The organism is Serratia sp. CY29653 (assembly GCF_052169255.1).
In the GTDB taxonomy this organism is placed as follows: Bacteria; Pseudomonadota; Gammaproteobacteria; order Enterobacterales; family Enterobacteriaceae; genus Serratia; species Serratia sarumanii.
This window is the reverse complement of record NZ_JBJNLC010000002.1, coordinates 54,637-74,562: the sequence shown is the minus strand read 5'-3', so window position 1 is coordinate 74,562 and position 19,926 is coordinate 54,637. Positions and strand designations below refer to the sequence as shown.

The following is a 19,926-nucleotide window of genomic DNA, read 5'->3' as shown; positions in this document are numbered from 1 at the left end:
TTAATTTGTATGACGTTGATTTTTCAGGCAGGCGAGTTTATGTGCAGAGGCTGTGGATAACTCTGTTCACAACATTTTTACCAGGCGTGTAAAACGGGACAAAAACCCGCGCCGGATAAGGCGTTGGATTTGAGTTTGAAACGAAGAGAAAATTGGAGCGGGAAACGAGACTCGAACTCGCGACCCCGACCTTGGCAAGGTCGTGCTCTACCAACTGAGCTATTCCCGCATTGAGATGCTTTTGGCATCCGGCCACCAAACACTGGCGTGACCTTTGAATTTTTGGAGCGGGAAACGAGGCTCGAACTCGCGACCTCAACCTTGGCAAGGTTGCGCTCTACCAACTGAGCTATTCCCGCGTCGCATAGGTACTGCTTGATACTGCTTTATTTATTCATCATGCCGCATCGCGACATTGTTGAATTTGGAGCGGGAAACGAGACTCGAACTCGCGACCCCGACCTTGGCAAGGTCGTGCTCTACCAACTGAGCTATTCCCGCCCGGCGTATCGATGGTGGAACGTTACGAAATTCTTCATCGGTACGGGGTGCGCATTATACGAGAAATCCTTTTTGCCGCAAGCCCCTGAAAGCAAAAAAACGCGATTTTTGTTTGATTGCCGATTAAAGCGCCAGATTGGCGAATTAAGCGGCTAAAACCGGCGTTTTTTCCCCGCAGAGGCCCTCGCACCTTAGAGCTGGATGAAATGTTCGCGGTAATACGCCAGTTCGGCCACCGATTCACGAATGTCGTCCAGCGCCTGATGGGTGCCCTGCTTTTTAAAGCCGGCGAGAATTTCCGGCTTCCAGCGGCGCGCCAGCTCCTTCAGCGTGCTGACGTCCAGGTAGCGGTAATGGAAGTAGGCCTCCAGCTCCGGCATATAGCGGAACAGGAAACGGCGATCCTGGCCCACGCTGTTGCCGCAGATCGGCGATTTGCCGGCCGGCACCCACTGCTGCAGGAAGGCTATCGTTTCCAGCTCGGCGGCGCGATCGTCCTGGCGGCTGGCTTTCACCCGCTCCACCAGCCCGCTGCCGGTATGGGTGCGCACGTTCCACTCGTCCATCAGCGCCAACTGTTCGTCGGACTGATGCACGGCGATCACCGGCCCTTCCGCCAGGATGTTCAGGTTGGCGTCGGTGACCAGCGTGGCGATCTCGATGATGCGGTCACGCTCGGGATCCAGCCCGGTCATCTCCAAATCGATCCAAATCAGGTTATTTTCGTTTCCTGTCATGATGTTTCCTGCCTAAAAGCCGAGAGAAAAACGCTGTGCGGACGAGACGGCGGGCGCCGCCGGTGGCGACGCGCCGCAGCCGACGGCTAACAACGGTTATTTAATATAAAATAGCGTGTATCATAGTCTTTTTGGTCGCCCTGGGCGACATATACCCCGACGGGTTCAAGGCTGCGGCCGGGGAAGGCCCCAACCGCCGCCGTACGTGTAAAGGTATAAAATCGAGTCAAGTGAGGCGCAGTGAGTAAGAACAAACTGTCCAAAGGTCAGCAACGCCGCGTGCAGGCGAACCATCAGCGCCGTCTGAAGCGCGCTGATAACAAACCGGAACCGGATGATTCCCAACTGGGCGAGCCGCAGGAAGGCGTCGTCATCAGCCGTTTCGGCATGCACGCCGACGTTGAGGCGCCGGATGGCACTCAGCACCGCTGCAATATCCGCCGTACGCTGCGTTCGCTGGTCACCGGCGATCGCGTGGTGTGGCGCCCCGGCCTGGGCGCCCATGAAGGGGTGAAGGGCATCGTGGAAGCGGTGCACGAACGCACCTCGGTGCTGACGCGCCCGGACTTCTACGACGGCGTGAAGCCGATCGCCGCCAATATCAATCAGATCGTCATCGTGTCGGCGATCCTGCCCGAGCTGTCGCTGAACATCATCGACCGCTATCTGGTGGCCTGCGAAACGCTCGAAGTCGAGCCGCTGATCGTGCTCAACAAAATCGACCTGCTGGACGCCGAAGCGCGCAAGCTGGTCGACGGCATGATGGATATCTATCGCAAGATTGGCTACCGGGTGCTGGAAGTCTCCAGCCAGACGCGGGAAGGCATGGCGGAGTTCGAACAGGCGCTGGCCGGGCGCATCAGCATCTTCGCCGGCCAGTCCGGCGTCGGCAAATCCAGCCTGCTGAATGCGCTGCTGCCGCCGTCCGAAGAGCAAATTCTGGTAAATCAGGTTTCCGACGTATCGGGCCTCGGGCAACATACCACCACCGCCGCGCGGCTGTACCATTTCCAGCACGGCGGCGACGTGATCGACTCCCCGGGGGTGCGCGAGTTTGGCCTGTGGCACCTGGAGCCGGAACAAATCACCCGCGGATTTGTCGAATTCCGTGATTATTTAGGCGGTTGCAAATTCCGCGACTGCCGCCACGATACCGATCCCGGCTGCGCCATCCGCGCGGCGATGGAGAAAGGCGATATCGCGGAAGAGCGTTTCGACAACTATCACCGCATTCTGGAAAGCATGGCGCAGGTGAAGGTTCGCAAGAACTTCACGGACGCCGCAGACTGACACTGACGGGCGGGCATTGACGACGGCGAGGCCCTCGTTACAATGCGCGCCTTTTACCCTGATTCACGAGGTTAACGTGCTGGATAGCATCAAGATTAAATTGCAATATTGGCTACCGAAGCTGGCGCTGACCCGCCTGGCGGGCTGGGGCGCCGACAAACGGGCCGGCTGGCTGACCCAACTGGTGATCAAGGCCTTCGCCCGCTTCTACCGCGTGGACATGCAGGAAGCGCAAAATCCGGATCTGGCGTCTTACGCCACCTTCAACGACTTCTTCGTGCGCCCGCTGCGCGATGGCGCACGCCCAATCATCGCCGACGCCAACTGGCTGGCGCTGCCCGCCGATGGCGCCATCAGCCAGCTCGGCCCGATCCGCGACGATCAAATCTTCCAGGCCAAAGGCCATCACTACAGCCTGGAAGCGCTGCTGGCCGGCAACTACCTGCTGGCCGAACCGTTCCGCAACGGCCTGTTCGCCACGACCTATCTGGCGCCGCGCGATTACCACCGCGTGCACATGCCATGCGCCGGCGTGCTGCGCGAAATGATCTATGTGCCGGGCGATCTGTTCTCGGTCAACCCGCTCACCGCCGCCAACGTGCCTAACCTGTTCGCGCGCAACGAGCGCGTGATCTGCGTGTTCGACACCGACATCGGGCCGATGGTGCAAATTCTGGTCGGCGCCACCATTGTCGGCAGCATCGAAACCGTTTGGGCCGGCACCGTCACACCGCCGCGCGAAGGCATCATCAAACGCTGGACCTACCCGGCCGCCGGTGAAGAGGGCGCCATCGCGCTGGAAAAAGGCGCCGAGATGGGCCGCTTCAAGCTTGGCTCCACGGTGATCAACCTGTTTACCGCAGGCAGCGTGCAGCTCGCGCCGCAGCTGCAAAACGGCACCGTCACCCGCATGGGTGAGGCGTTCGCCGAAATCCCGGCCGCCGCTGAAACACCACAGACCCCGCTCTAAAGGAATCGACGCCGTGCGCCTGATCATCACGCTTTTGCTCGGTTGCCTGCTGTGGCAACCGGCGCTGGCCGCTCCCCTGCCGACCGAGACCCAGCTCAAGCAAGAGCTGAAGCAGGCGGAAAGCAGCAAAAACGCGCCGAATCAGGCGGAGACCACCGAGGCGCTGCAAAGCGCCCTCAACTGGCTGGCGGAGCGTAAAGAGTCGCAGACTCGCTCCGAGCAGTATCAGAGGGTGATCGACGATTTCCCGAAGATGACGCAGGAACTGCGCCGCCAACTGGTGCTGGAAAGCAACAAGATCCTGCCGAACGGCGACGATCTGCCGGCCGCCGAGTTGGAACAGCAGATCCTGCAAACCAGCAGTCTGCTGCTGGAACAGGCACGCCTGCTGCAGCAAGAGCAGGATCGCACGCGGGAAATCAGCGATTCGCTCGGCCAGCTGCCGCAGCAGCAGACCGACGCCCGCCGTGCGCTGACGGAAGTGCAGCGCCGCCTGCAGGCGCAGCCCGCCAACCCGACCACGCCGTACGCGCAGGCCGCCCTGGCCCTGCTGCAGACCGAAGCCGCGGCGCGCAAGGCCAAAGTGGATGAGCTGGAACTGGCGCAGCTGTCGGCCAACAACCGGCAGGAGCTGGCGCGCATGCGCGCCGAAGTCTATAAAAAGCGCCACGAGAAAATAGACGTTCAACTGCAGGCGCTGCGCAACAACCTCAACGCCCAGCGCCAACGCGAAGCGGAACAGGCGCTGGAAAAAACCGAGCAGTTGGCCGAGCAGAACGGCGATTTGCCAAAAAGCATCAGCCAACAGCTGCAGATCAACCGCGAACTGTCCGCCGCGCTGAACAGCCAGGCGCAGCGCATGGATCTGATTTCATCGCAGCAGCGGCAGGCGGCGGCGCAGACGCTGCAGGTGCGCCAGGCGCTGAGCACCATCATCGAGCAGGCCCAGTGGCTCGGTTCGTCGTCGGCGCTGGGGGAAACCCTGCGCGCCCAGGTGGCGACGCTGCCGGAAATGCCCAAGCCGCAACAGCTGGACGGCGACATGGCCCAGCTGCGCGTGCAGCGCCTGCAGTTTGAAACTCAGCTGGAAAAACTGTCGCAGCGCGAATTCAAACGCGACGACGGCAGCGCGCTGACCAACCAGGAGCAGCGCATCGTCGATGCCCAGCTGCGCACCCAGCGCGAGCTACTGAACTCGTTGTTGTCCGGTTGCGACACCCAAATCCTCGAGCTGACCAAGCTGAAGGTGGCCAACACCCAGTTGATCGAAGCGTTGAACGAAATTCGCGACGCCACCCACCGCTATCTGTTCTGGGTGCCGGACGTCAATCCGATCAACTTCTCTTATCCGCTCAACGTGGCGCACGATCTGACGCGCGTTCTGTCGCTGGACACGCTGTCGCAGCTCGGCGGCGCCTTCATGATGATGGTGACCAGCCGCGAAACGCTGATCCCGATCTTCGGCGCCCTGCTGCTGGTGATTTTCAGCATCAGTTCGCGCAAGCACTACCACGCCTTCCTCGAGCGCGCCAGCAGCCGCGTCGGCAAGGTGACGCAGGACGAATTCTTCCTGACGGTGCGCACCGTGTTCTGGTCGATTCTGGTGGCGATGCCGCTGCCGGTGCTGTGGGCCGCGCTCGGCTACGGCCTGCAGAGCGCCTGGAACTACCCGGTGGCGGAAGCGATCGGCAAAGGGGTGACCGCCACGCTGCCGATCCTGTGGATCTGCATGATCTGCGCCGCCTTCGCCCACCCGCAAGGGTTGTTCATCGTGCACTTCCGCTGGCCGGCGAAGCAAGTTTCGCGCGCCATGCGCTACTACAAGATGTCGATCTGGCTGATCGTGCCGCTGATCATGGCGCTGATCACCTTCGATAGCCTGAAAGAGCGCGAGTTCGCCAACACGCTGGGGCGGCTGTGCTTCATTCTGCTGTGTCTGGCGCTGGCGCTGGTCACCCACAGCCTCAAACGCGCCGGCATCCCGCTGTATCTGGATAAAAACGGCTCCGGCGACAACATGCTCAACAGCGCCTTCTGGGGGCTGCTGCTGTCGGCACCGCTGCTGGCGGCGCTGGCGTCGAGCGTCGGTTATCTCACCACCGCGCAGGCGCTGCTGGCGCGCCTGGAAACCTCGGTGGCGATCTGGTTCCTGCTGCTGGTCGTCTACCACATCATCCGCCGCTGGATGCTGATCCAACGGCGACGCATCGCCTTCGACCGCGCCAAACAGCGCCGCGCGGACATTCTGGCCCAGCGCGCCCGCGGCGAAGACGAAACCTCGCATACCCCGAACAGCACCGAAGGTTCGGTGGATATGGACTACTCAGAGATAGACCTGGATACCATCAGCGCCCAGTCGCTGCGGCTGGTGCGTTCTATCCTGACGCTGATCGCGCTGGTGTCGGTGATCGTTTTGTGGTCGGAGATCCACTCCGCCTTCAGCTTCCTGGAAAATATCTCGCTGTGGGACGTGACCTCGACGGTTAACGGCGTGGAAACCGCCCACCCGATCACCCTCGGCGCAGTGCTGATCGCCATTCTGGTATTGATCATCACCATGCAGCTGGTGCGCAACCTGCCGGCGCTGCTGGAACTGGCGGTGCTGCAGCACCTGGATCTGTCGCCGGGCACCGGTTACGCCATCACCACCATCACCAAATACCTGCTGTTGCTGTTCGGCGCCATTCTCAGCTTTTCCTGGATCGGCATCGAATGGTCGAAACTGCAGTGGGTGGTCACCGCGCTCAGCGTGGGTCTCGGCTTTGGCATGCAGGAGATTTTCTCCAACTTCATCTCCGGCCTGATCATCCTGTTCGAGAAGCCGATCCGCATCGGCGATACCGTAACGATCCGCAACCTGACCGGCACGATAACCAAGATCAATACCCGCGCGACCACCATCGCCGATTGGGACCGCAAAGAGATCATCGTGCCGAACAAGGCGTTCATCACCGAGCAGTTCGTCAACTGGTCGCTCTCGGACGCCATCACCCGCGTGGTGCTGACCGTGCCGGCCCCGGGCGAGGCCAATAGCGAAGAGGTGACCAAAATCCTGATGAACGCCGCCGAGCGCTGTTCGCTGGTGCTGGACAATCCGGTGCCGGAAGTCTACCTGGTCGATTTGCAACAGGGCATTCAGATCTTCGAGATGCGTATTTACGCCGCCGAGATGGGCCACCGCATGCCGCTGCGCCACGAGATCCACCAGCTGATCCTAGCGGGCTACCGCGAGCACGGCATCACGCTGCCGTACCCGCCGTTCCAGGTGCGCACCGAGACGCTGTCGCGGCTGACCAACAACGGCCGTACGCCGCCGTCCACGCCGGCGCCGAACACCAAGCGCGACGCCGGGGGGCTGTAAGCGGTTCTCGCGATAAAAAAAGGGCCGGCAAATGCCGACCCTTTTGCTTTTCTCTGCGCCTGAAACGTCAGGCGATCCCAACCGGGAAAGCCAACACGTCGCTCAGGCTCTCGGCGCCCAGCGCCAGCATCACCAGGCGATCCACGCCCAGCGCCACGCCGGAACATTCCGGCATGCCGTGCTGCAACGCCGCCAGCAGGTTGTAGTCGATCGGCTGCTGCGGCAGGCCGCGCTCCGCGCGTTTGCGATTGTCCTGCTCGAAGCGCTGCTGCTGTTCACGGCCGTCGGTCAGCTCGCGGAAACCGTTCGCCAGCTCAATGCCCTTGAAGTACACCTCGAAACGCTCCGCCACTCGGTGGTCTTCGGTGCTGATCTCCGCCAACGCCGCCTGGCTGGCCGGGAAGTGGTAAACGAACGCCGGCTTTTCACGGCCGATATGCGGCTCCACGCCCACGGTGAACAGCAGCTGCAGCAGCGTATCGCGATCTTCTTCGGTATCGGCGATGTTGCTCAAGTCGAGTTTGGCCGCCGCTTCGCGCAGCTGCGCCTTCTCCGCCGACAGCGGATCGATGTCCAGATGGCGCAGGAAGGCCTGCTGATAAGACAGGGTCTCCGCGCTCTCGCAGTCCAGCACCTGTTGCAGCAAATCGTCCACCTCGTTCATCAGGCGGTACATGTCGTAGTGCGGACGGTACCACTCCAGCATGGTGAATTCCGGGTTGTGATGCCGCCCGGCTTCTTCATTGCGGAAGCTGCGCCCCATTTGGTAGATCGGGCCGCTGCCCGCCGCCAGCAGGCGCTTCATGTGATATTCCGGGCTGGTCATCATGTATAGCGTCAGGCCCTCTGCCGCCCCCGGCCCGACGAAACGCGTCTCGAACGGGAACAGGTGAACGTCGGTGACCGTCGCCTGGCTCATGGTGGGCGTCTCAACTTCCAGCACGCCACGATCGGCGAAGAAACGCCGGATCTCAGCCAGAATCGCTGCGCGTTTCAACAAATTGGCGATGGGTGCACTAGGCTGCCAGCTTGCCGTTTCGCTCATGGTAATTAACTCCGAAATCAAACAGGGGATGCAGTCTACTCGCATCCTTGCAGCCAAACAAATTCTTCACGATGCACAACCGGCCATAACGCCAATTTCCGATAAATAGGCGACAAAAGCGCGTTAAAAAGGGTAAAGCACGCCGAACACGCGAAAAGGCAGGCAAGCCTGTTGGTCGAGCGTTAATCGACAAAACAATCGATCACATCAAATTTCGACTACTTAACTTTAGGTATAGTTAATTCCCCATTATTGGTGGGAGATATCTATCCTTAACCTTTAAGCAACATTAATCGGTTCAATTAGTTAGCACCCGAAGAGCTCGCTAAATTTTAAGCATAGATATTTAACTTGCCGTTCTTAACAAGAACATTGGAGGAATGCAGTGCAAACCTTTAACGCCGATCTTGCCATTATTGGGGCCGGGGGCGCTGGTTTACGTGCAGCAATAGCCGCAGCGGAAGCCAATCCCCAACTGAAAATCGCGCTGATCTCTAAGGTCTACCCGATGCGCAGCCATACGGTCGCCGCCGAGGGGGGCTCCGCCGCCGTCACCCAGGATCACGATACCTTCGACTACCACTTCCACGACACCGTCGCCGGCGGCGACTGGCTGTGCGAGCAGGACGTGGTCGATCACTTCGTGCATCAGTGCCCGCGCGAGATGACCCAGCTCGAGCAGTGGGGCTGCCCGTGGAGCCGCAAACCGGACGGGTCGGTCAACGTGCGGCGCTTCGGCGGCATGAAGATCGAACGCACCTGGTTCGCCGCCGACAAGACCGGCTTCCACATGCTGCACACTCTGTTCCAGACTTCGCTGAAATACCCGCAAATTCAACGCTTCGACGAGCACTTCGTGCTGGATATCCTGGTGGACGACGGCCAGGCGCGCGGCCTGGTGGCGCTCAACATGATGGAAGGCACCCGCGTGCAGATCCGCGCCAACGCGGTGGTGATGGCCACCGGCGGCGCCGGGCGCGTCTACCGCTACAACACCAACGGCGGCATCGTTACCGGCGACGGCATGGGCATGGCGTTCCACCACGGCGTGCCGCTGCGCGACATGGAGTTCGTGCAGTATCACCCGACCGGCCTGCCCGGTTCCGGCATCCTGATGACCGAGGGCTGCCGCGGCGAAGGCGGCATCCTGGTGAACAAGGACGGCTACCGTTACCTGCAAGATTATGGCATGGGCCCGGAAACCCCGCTGGGCGAGCCGAAGAACAAATACATGGAGCTGGGCCCGCGCGACAAGGTGTCCCAGGCCTTCTGGCACGAATGGCGCGCCGGCCGCACCATCGCCACCCCGCGCGGCGACGTGGTCTACCTCGATCTGCGCCACCTGGGCGAGAAAAAGCTGCTGGAGCGGCTGCCGTTCATCTGCGAACTGGCCAAGGCCTACGTCGGCGTCGATCCGGTGAAAGATCCGATCCCGGTGCGCCCTACCGCGCACTACACCATGGGCGGCATTGAAACCGATCAGAATTGCGAAACCCGCATCAAGGGGCTGTTCGCGGTCGGCGAATGCTCCTCCGTCGGCCTGCACGGCGCCAACCGTCTCGGCTCCAACTCGCTGGCAGAACTGGTGGTGTTCGGCCGCGTCGCCGGTGAGCACGCGGCGCGTCGCGCGCTGGAAACCGCGCCGGCCAACGGCAGCGCGCTGGATGCGCAAACCCGCGATGTCGAAACCCGCCTGAGCAACCTGATGAAGCAGGAAGGCAACGAAAACTGGGCGAAGATCCGCGACGAAATGGGGCTGTCGATGGAAGAGGGCTGCGGCATCTACCGCACGCCGGAGCTGATGCAAAAAACCATCGATAAGCTGGCGGAGCTGAAAGAGCGCTTCAAGCGCGTCAACATCACCGACAACTCCAGCGTGTTCAACACCGATCTGCTGTACACCATCGAGCTGGGCTACGGCCTGGACGTCGCCGAATGCATGGCGCACTCCGCGTTTAACCGCAAAGAGTCGCGCGGCGCTCACCAGCGCCTGGACGAAGGCTGCACCGAGCGCGACGACGTCAACTTCCTCAAGCATACGCTGGCGTTCCATAACCCGCAGGGCGCGCCGCGTCTCGAATACAGCGACGTGAAAATCACCAAGCTGCCGCCGGCCAAACGCGTCTACGGCGCAGAAGCCGAAGCGCAGGAGAAAAAGAATAAGGAGCAGGCAAATGGCTGAGATGCAAACCCTGAAGATCGAAGTCATGCGCTATAACCCGGAAAGCGACGCCGAGCCGCATTTCGTCACCTACGCCGTGCCTTACGACGAACAGACCTCGCTGCTCGACGCGCTGGGCTACATCAAGGATAACCTGGCGCCGGATCTCTCCTACCGCTGGTCCTGCCGCATGGCGATCTGCGGCTCCTGCGGCATGATGGTCAACCGCGTGCCGAAGCTGGCGTGCAAAACCTTCCTGCGCGATTACGTCGGCGGCATGAAGGTCGAAGCGCTGGGCAACTTCCCGATCGAGCGCGATCTGGTGGTCGACATGACCCACTTCATCGAAAGCCTGGAGGCGATCAAGCCTTACATCATCGGCAACGATCGCAAGCCGGAAGACGGCCCGAACGTGCAGACCCCGGCGCAGATGGCCAAATATCACCAGTTCTCCGGCTGCATCAACTGCGGCCTGTGCTACGCCGCGTGCCCGCAGTTCGGCCTCAACCCCGAGTTTATCGGCCCGGCGGCGATCACGCTGGCGCACCGCTACAACCTGGACAACCGCGACCACGGCAAGAAACAGCGTATGCCGCAGCTTAACGGCCAAAACGGCGTCTGGAGCTGCACCTTCGTCGGCTATTGCTCCGAAGTCTGTCCGAAACACGTCGATCCCGCCGCCGCCATCCAGCAGGGCAAGGTGGAGAGCGCCAAAGACTTCATGATCGCCATGCTGAAGCCGCAATAAGGGAGAAAATTGCCATGACAACTCAACGTAAGCCCTATGTGCGCACCATGACGCCCACCTGGTGGCAAAAGCTCGGCTTTTACCGTTTCTACATGCTGCGCGAAGGCACCTCGGTGCTGGCGGTCTGGTTCAGCATCGTGCTGCTCTACGGCGTGTTCGCGCTGAAGGGCGGCGCCGAGAGCTGGGCCGGCTTCGTCGGCTTCTTGCAGAACCCGCTGGTGCTGTTGATCAACGTCGTCGCCCTGCTGGCGGCGGCGCTGCACACCAAAACCTGGTTCGATTTGGCGCCGAAGGCCGCCAATATCGTGGTCAACAGCGAGAAAATGGGACCGGGCCCCATCGTGAAAGGGCTGTGGGCCGTCACCATTGTCGTCAGCGTGGTCATCCTGGCCGTGGCCCTGATCTAATCCGGAGGAAACATGATAAATCAATCACCTAAACGCTCCGACGAGCCGGTTTTCTGGGGATTGTTCGGCGCCGGCGGCATGTGGAGCGCGATCGTCGCGCCGGCCATCGTGCTGCTGGTCGGCATTCTGCTGCCGCTGGGGCTGTTCCCCGGTGAAGCACTGGGTTACGAGCGCGTACTGGCGTTCTGCCAGAGCCTGATCGGCCGCCTGTTCCTGCTGCTGATGATCATTCTGCCACTGTGGTGCGGCCTGCACCGCATCCACCATGCGATGCACGATCTGAAGATCCACGTACCGGCCGGCAAATGGGTGTTCTACGGTCTGGCGGCGATCCTCAGCGTGGTCACCGTTATCGGCGTCGTCACCCTGTAAACCGCTCAGGCGGCCAACGCCCGTTGGCCGCCCTTTGCTCATCGGCTACACTGTCTACTCGCCCCCGGTAAACAGGAGTCACCGATGCGTTTATGGTCAAAGCTTAGCGTCATGCTTTCCGCCCTGCTCTCCGTCGCTTGCAGCGTCTCCCCGCCCAAAGACATCAAGGTCGTGACCCCTTTCGACAGTCAGCGCTATCTCGGCACCTGGTACGAAATCGCGCGTCTGGATCATCGTTTTGAACGCGGCTTGCAGCGGGTGACCGCCCACTACAGCCCACGCGCCGACGGCGGGCTGAAAGTCATCAATCGCGGCTTCAATCCGCAGAAACAGCAATGGCAAGAAAGCGAAGGCAAAGCCTACTTTATCGGTTCACCGCAGGTCGCGGCGCTGAAAGTGTCGTTCTTCGGCCCCTTCTACGGCGGCTATAACGTGATAGCCCTGGATCCGGAGTATCGCTACGCGCTGGTTTGCGGCCCTAACCGCGACTATCTGTGGATCCTGTCGCGCACCCCGACGCTTGACGCCGGCGTACGCGACAGCTTATTGCAGACGGCCAAAGGCTACGGTTTCGCCACCGATGCGCTGATCTGGGTGGAGCAGCCCGCCGATCAGTGACTGCTGAACTTCAGCCCGAGGATGCCGACCACGATCAGGCACAGGCTGATGATACGCGCGATATTGGTCGACTCGCCCAACAGCACCATGCCCATGATGGCCGCGCCCACCGCGCCGATGCCGGTCCACACCGCATAAGCGGTGCCGGCGGGCAGCGTTTTCATCGCGTTGGCCAACAACAACATGCTGACCACCATCGCGGCGATGGTGATGATGCTCGGCGTCAGCCGGGTAAAACCGTGGGTGTATTTCAGACCGATAGCCCAAACCACTTCAAGCAAACCGGCGATAAGCAGAATAATCCAGGCCATGAGACGGCCTCCCTTCCACTGGGGTCGTCCCCGATATAATGACGCGTAAACGGGTCGTCCCGTTCAGCGGGGTGAAGAACGGCGGATAACCTCACCCGCACTGCGGCAGGATAGCAGCAGCGTTAACGCTCAGGCAAGAGGAGGAAATGCGGCGGCCCTCCGCACGCGGAACGCCGCCGGGTGGAGAACGGATTATTCCGCGCTGCGCTGAATGGCCTTGCCGCCGGCCTGAATGTCCTCACCCACGCCGCGGGTGGTATTACAGGCGGTCAACGAGGTCAAAATCATCAAAGAGAAGATCGCGATAATACTTTTCTTCAGCATAAGAAAGTCCTTATTTGTCGTTGATGAAAAAGTACGGCTTTCTAAGCTTAGTCAAAATTGGCGCAGGGAGTGGAATCACCACCGGCTTTGTGGCGCAAATACATCGGGTTAAAGGGCGGGATCAACTGGCCGTGCGCGAAATGGCGCCGCCGAGATGCTGCACGTCTTCGCCGAAACCGCGAAACGTATTGCAACCGCTAAGGGAGAAAAGGAACAACAGGGAGAGCACGGCCAACAACGTTTTCTTGAACATGCGGGTTTTCTGCCAACGAACGGGGATGGGATAAAACAGAGGAACCGCGGGGGGTTCCTCTGCTTTGAAACTTATTTAACGCGAGAGACGTATTCGCCAGAGCGAGTGTCAACTTTGATCACTTCGCCGATTTGGACGAACAACGGCACTTTAACCACGGCGCCGGTGCTCAGGGTAGCCGGCTTGCCGCCAGTCCCTGCGGTATCGCCTTTCAGGCCAGGATCGGTATCGGTGATTTCCGCTTCAATGAAGTTCGGCGGCTGAACGGCGATTGGACGGCCATCCCACAGGGTGATGATGCACTCTGCGTTATCCTGCAGCCATTTGGCCGCGTCGCCGACGGTTTTGCCGTCAACCTGATGCTGTTCGAAAGACTCAGGGTGCATGAAGTGGTAGAACTCACCGTCGCTGTACAGGTAGTTCATGTTGGTGTCCATCACGTCTGCGCCTTCGCAAGAATCGGTAGACTTGAAGGTTTTTTCCACGCGGGTGCCGGTCAGCAGACGACGCATTTTCACGCGTGCAAACGCCTGGCCTTTGCCCGGCTTAACGAACTCACTGGCTTCGACGGCGTAAGGTTCGCCCTCGAACATGATTTTAAGACCCGGACGGAAATCGTTGCTAGAATAAGTCGCCATGATGGCCCTCTGAATATTTGAACTGGTAGCTTAGCCAAAAAAATGGCACACATTATAACCCAAAGTACGGCACATAGAGAAGATTGGTTGCATCAACTCGCCGATGTTATTACCGATCCAGATGAATTACTGCAGCTTTTGTCACTGAATACGCACCCGGAACTGCCGCAGGGGCGCGATGCCCGCCGGCTGTTCGCCCTGCGCGTGCCGCGCGCCTTCGCCGCACGCATGCGCCCCGGGGATGCCAACGACCCGCTGCTGCGCCAGGTGCTGACCGCCAGAGAGGAGTTCATCAACGCCCCAGGGTTCACCACCGATCCGCTCGATGAGCAGCGCAGCGTGGTGCCGGGCCTGCTGCACAAATACCGCAATCGCGCGCTGCTGCTGGTCAAGGGCGGCTGTGCGGTCAACTGCCGTTACTGCTTCCGCCGCCACTTCCCCTATCAGGATAATCAGGGCAACAAGAACAACTGGCGGCAGGCGCTGGATTATATCCGCCAACACCCGGAACTGGACGAGATCATTTTTTCCGGCGGCGATCCGCTGATGGCCAAGGACAGCGAGCTGGAGTGGCTGGTCGGCGAGCTGGAGGCCATCCCGCACCTGAAACGCCTGCGCATTCACACCCGTCTGCCGGTGGTGATCCCGGCGCGCATCACGCCGGCGCTGTGCCGCCTGCTGTCGGCCTCGCGCCTGCAGGTGCTGATGGTCACCCACATCAACCACGCCAACGAAATTGACCGCGATCTGCAGAGCGCCATGGCGCAGCTGCGCCTCGCCGGCGTCACGCTGCTCAACCAGAGCGTACTGCTGCGCGACGTCAACGACGATGCCGACACGCTGGCGGCGCTCAGCAACGCGCTGTTCGACGCCGGTATCCTGCCTTACTACATCCACGTGCTGGACAAGGTGCAGGGCGCGGCGCACTTCATGGTCAGCGACGATGAAGCGCGCGCCATCATGCAGGCGCTGCTGAGCAAGGTGTCCGGTTATCTGGTGCCGCGCCTGACGCGCGAAGTGGGCGGCGAACCGAGCAAAACGCCGATCGATCTGCGCCTGATGCAGGAGTAACGTGCGCCAAATGCCCCAACGAAAAGAGGAATGCCGTGGCATTCCTCTTTTTTTACCTCTTTGCGGTTGCGGCCTCAGCGCCTTACGGGCACTTGTAAACCTGGCCGACCATTTTGCTGTCCAGCGGTGCGAAGCTGGAGAGCAGGTTCTGGCTCGGGCTGTTGGCGCCGTAGATCACGTTGCCGCCCATGGCCGCCGCCTTGTTGCGCAGATCGTTGGCCGCCCCACGCATGGAGCTGCCTTCACCGCCGTTGCCGGACAGCCAGTTGCTCTGGGTGCCGGTCACTTCCCCCAGCAGCTGGCATTCCGCCGCCGGCTTGCTGTCGGTGAACTTGATCTGCTGACCCGCAGCGGTCAGTTCATGAGTGGTGCTGCAACCCGCCAGCAGCATCGCTGCCGAGAGACCCAGTAAGGCTTTAATCCGCATCTTGTTCCCCATTCGATGTTGAGAATTACGCAAAAGCTTATCAGAAAGCGATGCCATCTCTTAAGCATCCGTTGCCACGCGAGCGGGCCAACGTCTTGAGCGACAGCTGATGACTTAACAGTTTACCAGCTAAATCGCCCCCGGCGGCAAAAATATCATCAAATACAGTGCGGCGGCGTTATGCCCAACCGGCAACGGCCGCCGATGCCTGCGCTTCGTCCTGGCGCGTTTCCCCCTCCGCCAGTTGGAATACCGCCACCGCCTGCGCCAACAGGGCCGCCTGCTCCTCCACGCCGACGGCGGTGGTCGCCACCTCCTCCACCAGCGCGGCGTTCTGCTGCGTCACCTGATCCATCTGGGTCACCGCCACTCCGACCTGCTCAATGCCCTTGCTTTGCTCTTCCGACGCGTACGAGATGTTGTCCATCAGCGACGTCACCTGGTTCACCGAGCCAACGATGGCATTCATCGTCTCGCCCGCCTGCTCGACCAGGCGCACGCCGACGGCGATATCGCCGGTTACGCCGTCGACCAAACTGCTGATCTCCTTGGCCGAGGTCGCGCAGCGCTGCGCCAGATTGCGCACCTCGCCGGCCACCACCGCAAACCCCCTGCCTTGTTCTCCGGCTCGCGCGGCCTCCACGGCGGCGTTCAGCGCCAGAATATTGGTCTGGAAGGCGATGCCGTCGATCACGCTGGTGATATCCCCCACCTGGCGCGCGCTGTCGTTGATAGCCCGCATCTTGTCGACCGCGTTGGCCATCAGCGTTTCGCCGTTGCGGGCAATGCCGGCAGTCTGATTGACCATGCCGGCGGCCTGGCTGGCGTTATCGGCGTTTTGCCGCACCGTAGCGGTGATCTGTTCCATGCTGGCGGCGGTTTCCGTCAGCGCGCTGGCCTGTTCTTCCGTACGGCTGGAAAGATCGGCGTTGCCGACGGCGATCTCGTGCGTGCCGTGATTGATCGACTCCACGCCGTCACGCACCTGCTGCACGGTGGCGCTCAGCTCCTGCTGCATCGTCCGCAGGCTGGCGAACAGCATGCCGATCTCATTGCTGTTGCGTACCGCGATCTCGCTGCGCAGATCGCCGCGCCCAACCTTTTGCAAGTGTTCGGCAATCTGGCGCAGCGGCAGGATCAAGCGCCGGCGGAAATCACGTTGCACGGCGACCAGCAGCAGCAGGATCGCCGCCAGGGTGCCGCTCAGCAGGCGTGCAAAGACTTTTTGGGTCTGCACCGCCGCCTCCACCGCCAGACGATGAGCGGCCACCGTGGCCCGCATATAGTCGGCAAACTGACTATCCAGCCGCTGGCGCACCTGGCGCTTCTCAGCGGCCATGGCGTGCAGCCGCTCGATCAGCGCCGCCTGCGGCGTGTCGGCCAACAGCGTCAGCTCTTGCTTCAGCACCGCCTGCTCCGCCAGATAGACCGTTTTCATCGCCTCGCCCAGATCCGGGCGCGATACCGTCAGGCCCGGCGTCTCCCAAAACAGGTTGAACGCAACGTCGGCGCTGCGCAGCTCGTTACGCGCCTCAGTGATGCCCTTACGGATATCGGCGGCGTCCGTCTGCGCCATGCGCTCGAACGCCATGTTGTCGATCAGCGTCTGCGTTTGCAGCAAAGCACGCCAACTGCGGTTCAGCGCCGCTTCCTCGTCGGAGAAAGTGCTCATCCTGCCGATGCTGTTGCCGTTTTGCTGCATGAAATAGAAGGCGATGGCGCCGGTTCCCATGGGCATCAAGCCCAACAGCAACAGCATCAACATCAGCCAGGTGGCTATTTTCATATTTTTCAGCATAAGTCGTCTCCGTTGACAGTCACACCGGCGAGGGAAAATTCCCCGCCCGGTAGGGGCTATATCGGTACGAAACGACAACGGTTTAGGGCAAAAGCAAAATAATGCAATAATTCATTCAGTAAACTAATAACAAGCTAAATAAACATTCTTTTTATTGATTTTTAAGATAAAAAAAACCCCGGTCGTTTGACCGGGGTTCTCAGCACACCAGCGTGTGGGGGATGATTACATCATGCCGCCCATACCGCCCATGCCGCCCATGCCGCCTGCTGCGCCCAGATCCGGTGCGTCAGCCTTCGGCAGGTCGGTGACCATGCATTCGGTGGTGATCATCAGGCCAGCCACGGAAGCCGCGTACTGCAGAGCAGAACGGGTCACTTTGGTTGGATCCAGAATACCCATCGCGATCATGTCGCCGTATTCTTCGGAGTAAGCGTTGTAGCCGTAGCTGCCTTCGCCCGCTTTCACCTGGTTGGCGATAACGGAAGCTTCTTCACCGGCGTTCACCACGATCTGACGCAGAGGGGCTTCCATTGCGCGCAGCGCAACTTTGATACCCACGTTCTGGTCTTCGTTGTCGCCTTTCAGCGCGGCGATTTTGCCTGCAACGCGGATCAGCGCTACGCCACCGCCGGCAACCACGCCTTCTTCCACTGCGGCGCGGGTCGCGTGCAGGGCGTCTTCAACGCGGGCTTTCTTCTCTTTCATTTCAACTTCAGTCGCTGCGCCAACCTTGATAACGGCAACGCCGCCGGCCAGTTTCGCTACGCGCTCCTGCAGTTTTTCACGATCGTAGTCAGAGGTCGCTTCTTCGATCTGCTGACGGATCTGAGCAACGCGGCCCTGGATGGTCGCTTCGTCGCCCACGCCATCGATGATGATGGTGGTGTCTTTGTTGATCACAACGCGTTTTGCCTGGCCCAGGTCTTCCAGGGTGGCTTTTTCCAGCTCCAGACCGATCTCTTCAGAGATAACGGTACCGGCAGTCAGGGTTGCGATGTCCTGCAGCATGGCTTTACGGCGGTCGCCGAAGCCAGGCGCCTTAACGGCAGCCACTTTCACGATGCCGCGCATGGTGTTGACCACCAGGGTCGCCAGCGCTTCGCCTTCTACGTCTTCAGCGATGATCAGCAGCGGTTTGCCTGCTTTGGCAACGGCTTCCAGCACCGGCAGCATTTCGCGGATGTTGGAGATCTTTTTGTCGGCCAGCAGGATGAACGGGCTTTCCAGCTCAACAGAACCGGTTTCCGGCTTGTTGATGAAGTATGGGGACAGGTAACCGCGGTCGAACTGCATACCTTCAACCACGTCCAGCTCGTCTTGCAGGCCGGTGCCTTCTTCAACGGTGATAACGCCTTCTTTGCCCACTTTCTCCATCGCTTCCGCGATCAGTTTACCCACGGTTTCGTCGGAGTTGGCGGAGATGGTGCCTACCTGAGCGATAGCTTTGGAATCGGAGCAAGGTACGGACAGTTTTTTCAGTTCTTCAACCGCAGCGACAACCGCTTTATCGATGCCACGCTTCAGATCCATCGGGTTCATGCCTGCAGCAACCGCTTTCAGGCCTTCGGTGATGATGGATTGAGCCAGTACGGTTGCAGTGGTGGTGCCGTCGCCCGCCGCGTCGTTCGCTTTGGAGGCCACTTCTTTCACCATCTGTGCACCCATGTTCTCGAACTTGTCTTCCAGTTCGATTTCACGCGCAACGGAAACGCCGTCTTTGGTGATGGTCGGTGCGCCGAAAGATTTATCCAGCACTACGTTGCGGCCTTTCGGGCCCAGGGTCACTTTTACTGCATCAGCGAGAACATTCACGCCGCGGAGCATTTTCACGCGAGCGTCATTGCCGAATTTTACGTCTTTAGCTGCCATTGGTATTTCCCTTCAACTCGTTCAGTTCAGAAGATAAAGCGCAATTACGCTTCAACAATTGCCAGAATGTCGCTTTCGGACATGATCAACACTTCTTCATTGTCGATCTTCTCTGCTTTCACGCCGTAGCCGTCGTTGAAAATCACGATATCGCCAACTTTCACATCCAGCGGTTGGATGTTGCCGTTTTCCAGCACACGCCCTTTACCCACTGCAACCACTTCACCGCGAGTGGATTTACCCGCAGCAGAGCCAGTCAGGACGATGCCGCCAGCAGATTTTGATTCAACTTCTTTGCGCTTGACGATAACGCGGTCATGCAATGGACGAATACTCATTGAACGCTCTCCTGTAAGAAGGTCTCTATCAGATTTAGGGTTGTACACCGGATGGTTGTTATTACCGGCCTCGTGGCATTTGAGATGGGGGCGTTCCAGCCCCCTTCAAGGGGGCTAACGAAAAAAATTTCGCATTTTTGGCCGCGCGGGTGCTACAGAGAGAAAAAACGCGGCCTGAGCCGCGTTTGCTTAACGATCGTGAGGCTTGCGCTCCTCGTCCGGGCGGTGTTCCAGCACCGAGCGTTCGTCGTCCTTGCGCTGGAATTCGCCGTCGAAGGTGTTGCCGTTGGCGGCGTCACCGCCCGTCCAACCGCCGGGGCGATAAACCGACAGATGCGGCATCAGCTTCAGCGTCAACGATTTTTGCACCGGCGGCAGCAGCAGCAACAGGCCGAGGAAGTCGGTGAAGAAGCCCGGGATCAGCAGCAGGAAGCCCGCCAGCACCAGCGAAACGCTTTTCACCATTTCCGCTGCCGGGCTTTCGCCGGCCGCCAGTTTTTGCTGCATCTGCACGAAGGTTTTCATGCCCTGATTGCGCACCAGCGAAATGCCGACGCAGGAGCTGAACACCACCAGCAGCAGGGTGACAGCCACGCCGAGCACGGCGGCGACTTTGATAAAGATGGATATTTCTATGTAAGCCAGCAGAAATATCAGCAGTAGCGGTAACCAGCGCACCTGGTT

General features: G+C 60.2%; 20 protein-coding genes and 3 tRNA genes. 9 read left to right on the top strand and 14 right to left on the bottom strand.

The window, feature by feature from the left end; genetic code table 11:
* Window positions 1-153: 153 nt before the first annotated feature.
* The 4 genes from ACJ8HN_RS13925 to orn form a co-directional block, all read right to left on the bottom strand.
* A tRNA-Gly gene (locus ACJ8HN_RS13925) sits at window positions 154-229 on the bottom strand.
* 54 nt (window positions 230-283) lie between these two features.
* A tRNA-Gly gene (locus tag ACJ8HN_RS13920) sits at window positions 284-359 on the bottom strand.
* A gap of 66 nt (window positions 360-425) precedes the next feature.
* Window positions 426-501 (bottom strand) — tRNA-Gly (locus ACJ8HN_RS13915).
* A 191-nt stretch (window positions 502-692) separates the two neighbouring features.
* The gene (gene orn / locus ACJ8HN_RS13910) at window positions 693-1,238 is read right to left on the bottom strand and encodes an oligoribonuclease (protein WP_033636776.1); all 546 of its coding nucleotides are present in this window, start codon (window positions 1,236-1,238) and stop codon (window positions 693-695) included.
* A gap of 240 nt (window positions 1,239-1,478) precedes the next feature.
* Here orn and rsgA point away from each other — a divergent pair, with 240 nt between their 5' ends.
* The 3 genes from rsgA (at window position 1,479) to mscM (ending at window position 6,859) form a co-directional block, all read left to right on the top strand.
* A complete protein-coding gene (gene rsgA, locus ACJ8HN_RS13905; RefSeq protein WP_033638924.1) occupies window positions 1,479-2,528 on the top strand; it encodes a small ribosomal subunit biogenesis GTPase RsgA in 1,050 nt (349 codons plus the stop codon).
* Window positions 2,529-2,604: 76 nt separating this feature from the next.
* Window positions 2,605-3,498 carry an archaetidylserine decarboxylase gene (gene asd / locus ACJ8HN_RS13900; protein ID WP_033636775.1) on the top strand — a complete coding sequence of 298 codons (894 nt, stop codon included), beginning with the start codon at window positions 2,605-2,607 and terminating at the stop codon, window positions 3,496-3,498.
* Window positions 3,499-3,511: 13 nt separating this feature from the next.
* Complete coding sequence (mscM, locus tag ACJ8HN_RS13895; RefSeq protein WP_033648710.1) at window positions 3,512-6,859, top strand: miniconductance mechanosensitive channel MscM; 3,348 nt, start codon at window positions 3,512-3,514, stop codon at window positions 6,857-6,859.
* Window positions 6,860-6,926: 67 nt separating this feature from the next.
* Here mscM and epmA read toward each other — a convergent pair whose 3' ends face one another.
* Window positions 6,927-7,904 (bottom strand): elongation factor P--(R)-beta-lysine ligase, encoded by a 978-nt coding sequence (gene epmA, locus ACJ8HN_RS13890; protein ID WP_004929681.1) that lies wholly within the window; start codon window positions 7,902-7,904, stop codon window positions 6,927-6,929.
* A 385-nt stretch (window positions 7,905-8,289) separates the two neighbouring features.
* Between epmA and frdA the strand changes: the two genes are divergently transcribed.
* From frdA to blc, 5 genes are all read left to right on the top strand, one after another.
* Window positions 8,290-10,086, top strand: a complete 1,797-nt coding sequence (frdA, locus tag ACJ8HN_RS13885) for a fumarate reductase (quinol) flavoprotein subunit (RefSeq protein ID WP_033638926.1) — start codon at window positions 8,290-8,292, stop codon at window positions 10,084-10,086.
* Window positions 10,079-10,813 (top strand): succinate dehydrogenase/fumarate reductase iron-sulfur subunit, encoded by a 735-nt coding sequence (locus ACJ8HN_RS13880; protein WP_033648713.1) that lies wholly within the window; start codon window positions 10,079-10,081, stop codon window positions 10,811-10,813. The genes frdA and ACJ8HN_RS13880 overlap by 8 nt, the downstream gene beginning before the upstream one ends.
* 14 nt (window positions 10,814-10,827) lie before the next feature.
* Window positions 10,828-11,220 carry a fumarate reductase subunit FrdC gene (gene frdC, locus ACJ8HN_RS13875; RefSeq protein ID WP_004929673.1) on the top strand — a complete coding sequence of 131 codons (393 nt, stop codon included), beginning with the start codon at window positions 10,828-10,830 and terminating at the stop codon, window positions 11,218-11,220.
* Window positions 11,221-11,232: 12 nt separating this feature from the next.
* Window positions 11,233-11,592, top strand: a complete 360-nt coding sequence (frdD, locus tag ACJ8HN_RS13870) for a fumarate reductase subunit FrdD (RefSeq protein WP_342125129.1) — start codon at window positions 11,233-11,235, stop codon at window positions 11,590-11,592.
* 84 nt (window positions 11,593-11,676) lie between these two features.
* Entirely contained in the window at window positions 11,677-12,210 is a 534-nt protein-coding gene (gene blc, locus ACJ8HN_RS13865; RefSeq protein ID WP_033648715.1) for an outer membrane lipoprotein Blc, read from the top strand.
* Here the strand turns inward: blc and sugE are convergent.
* The 4 genes from sugE to efp all read right to left on the bottom strand — a co-directional run bounded on the left by sugE (window position 12,204) and on the right by efp (window position 13,736).
* Window positions 12,204-12,521, bottom strand: a complete 318-nt coding sequence (gene sugE / locus ACJ8HN_RS13860) for a quaternary ammonium compound efflux SMR transporter SugE (RefSeq protein ID WP_004929669.1) — start codon at window positions 12,519-12,521, stop codon at window positions 12,204-12,206. The genes blc and sugE overlap by 7 nt on opposite strands.
* Before the next feature lie 192 nt (window positions 12,522-12,713).
* Complete coding sequence (locus ACJ8HN_RS13855) at window positions 12,714-12,845, bottom strand: entericidin A/B family lipoprotein (protein ID WP_033636766.1); 132 nt, start codon at window positions 12,843-12,845, stop codon at window positions 12,714-12,716.
* Between the two features lie 121 nt (window positions 12,846-12,966).
* Window positions 12,967-13,098, bottom strand: coding sequence for an entericidin A/B family lipoprotein (locus ACJ8HN_RS13850; protein WP_019453400.1), 132 nt, complete (start codon window positions 13,096-13,098; stop codon window positions 12,967-12,969).
* Window positions 13,099-13,169: 71 nt separating this feature from the next.
* A complete protein-coding gene (efp, locus tag ACJ8HN_RS13845; RefSeq protein ID WP_004929666.1) occupies window positions 13,170-13,736 on the bottom strand; it encodes an elongation factor P in 567 nt (188 codons plus the stop codon).
* Between the two features lie 42 nt (window positions 13,737-13,778).
* On the opposite strand from efp, the gene epmB reads away from it, so the two are divergent.
* A complete protein-coding gene (gene epmB / locus ACJ8HN_RS13840; RefSeq protein ID WP_033636765.1) occupies window positions 13,779-14,807 on the top strand; it encodes an EF-P beta-lysylation protein EpmB in 1,029 nt (342 codons plus the stop codon).
* Window positions 14,808-14,889: 82 nt separating this feature from the next.
* On the opposite strand, the gene ACJ8HN_RS13835 is transcribed toward epmB, so the two are convergent.
* The 5 genes from ACJ8HN_RS13835 to ACJ8HN_RS13815 all read right to left on the bottom strand — a co-directional run bounded on the left by ACJ8HN_RS13835 (window position 14,890) and on the right by ACJ8HN_RS13815 (window position 19,920).
* Window positions 14,890-15,234: a DUF4156 domain-containing protein gene (locus tag ACJ8HN_RS13835; protein ID WP_025305007.1), complete on the bottom strand. Its 345-nt coding sequence runs from the start codon at window positions 15,232-15,234 to the stop codon at window positions 14,890-14,892.
* 178 nt (window positions 15,235-15,412) lie between these two features.
* Complete coding sequence (locus tag ACJ8HN_RS13830) at window positions 15,413-17,032, bottom strand: methyl-accepting chemotaxis protein (protein ID WP_442523588.1); 1,620 nt, start codon at window positions 17,030-17,032, stop codon at window positions 15,413-15,415.
* A gap of 225 nt (window positions 17,033-17,257) precedes the next feature.
* Window positions 17,258-18,904, bottom strand: coding sequence for a chaperonin GroEL (groL, locus tag ACJ8HN_RS13825; RefSeq protein WP_004929662.1), 1,647 nt, complete (start codon window positions 18,902-18,904; stop codon window positions 17,258-17,260).
* Window positions 18,905-18,948: 44 nt separating this feature from the next.
* Window positions 18,949-19,242: a co-chaperone GroES gene (locus tag ACJ8HN_RS13820; protein ID WP_004929661.1), complete on the bottom strand. Its 294-nt coding sequence runs from the start codon at window positions 19,240-19,242 to the stop codon at window positions 18,949-18,951.
* Between the two features lie 189 nt (window positions 19,243-19,431).
* Window positions 19,432-19,920, bottom strand: a complete 489-nt coding sequence (locus ACJ8HN_RS13815; RefSeq protein WP_033654883.1) for an FxsA family protein — start codon at window positions 19,918-19,920, stop codon at window positions 19,432-19,434.
* Between the last annotated feature and the right edge of the window lie 6 nt (window positions 19,921-19,926).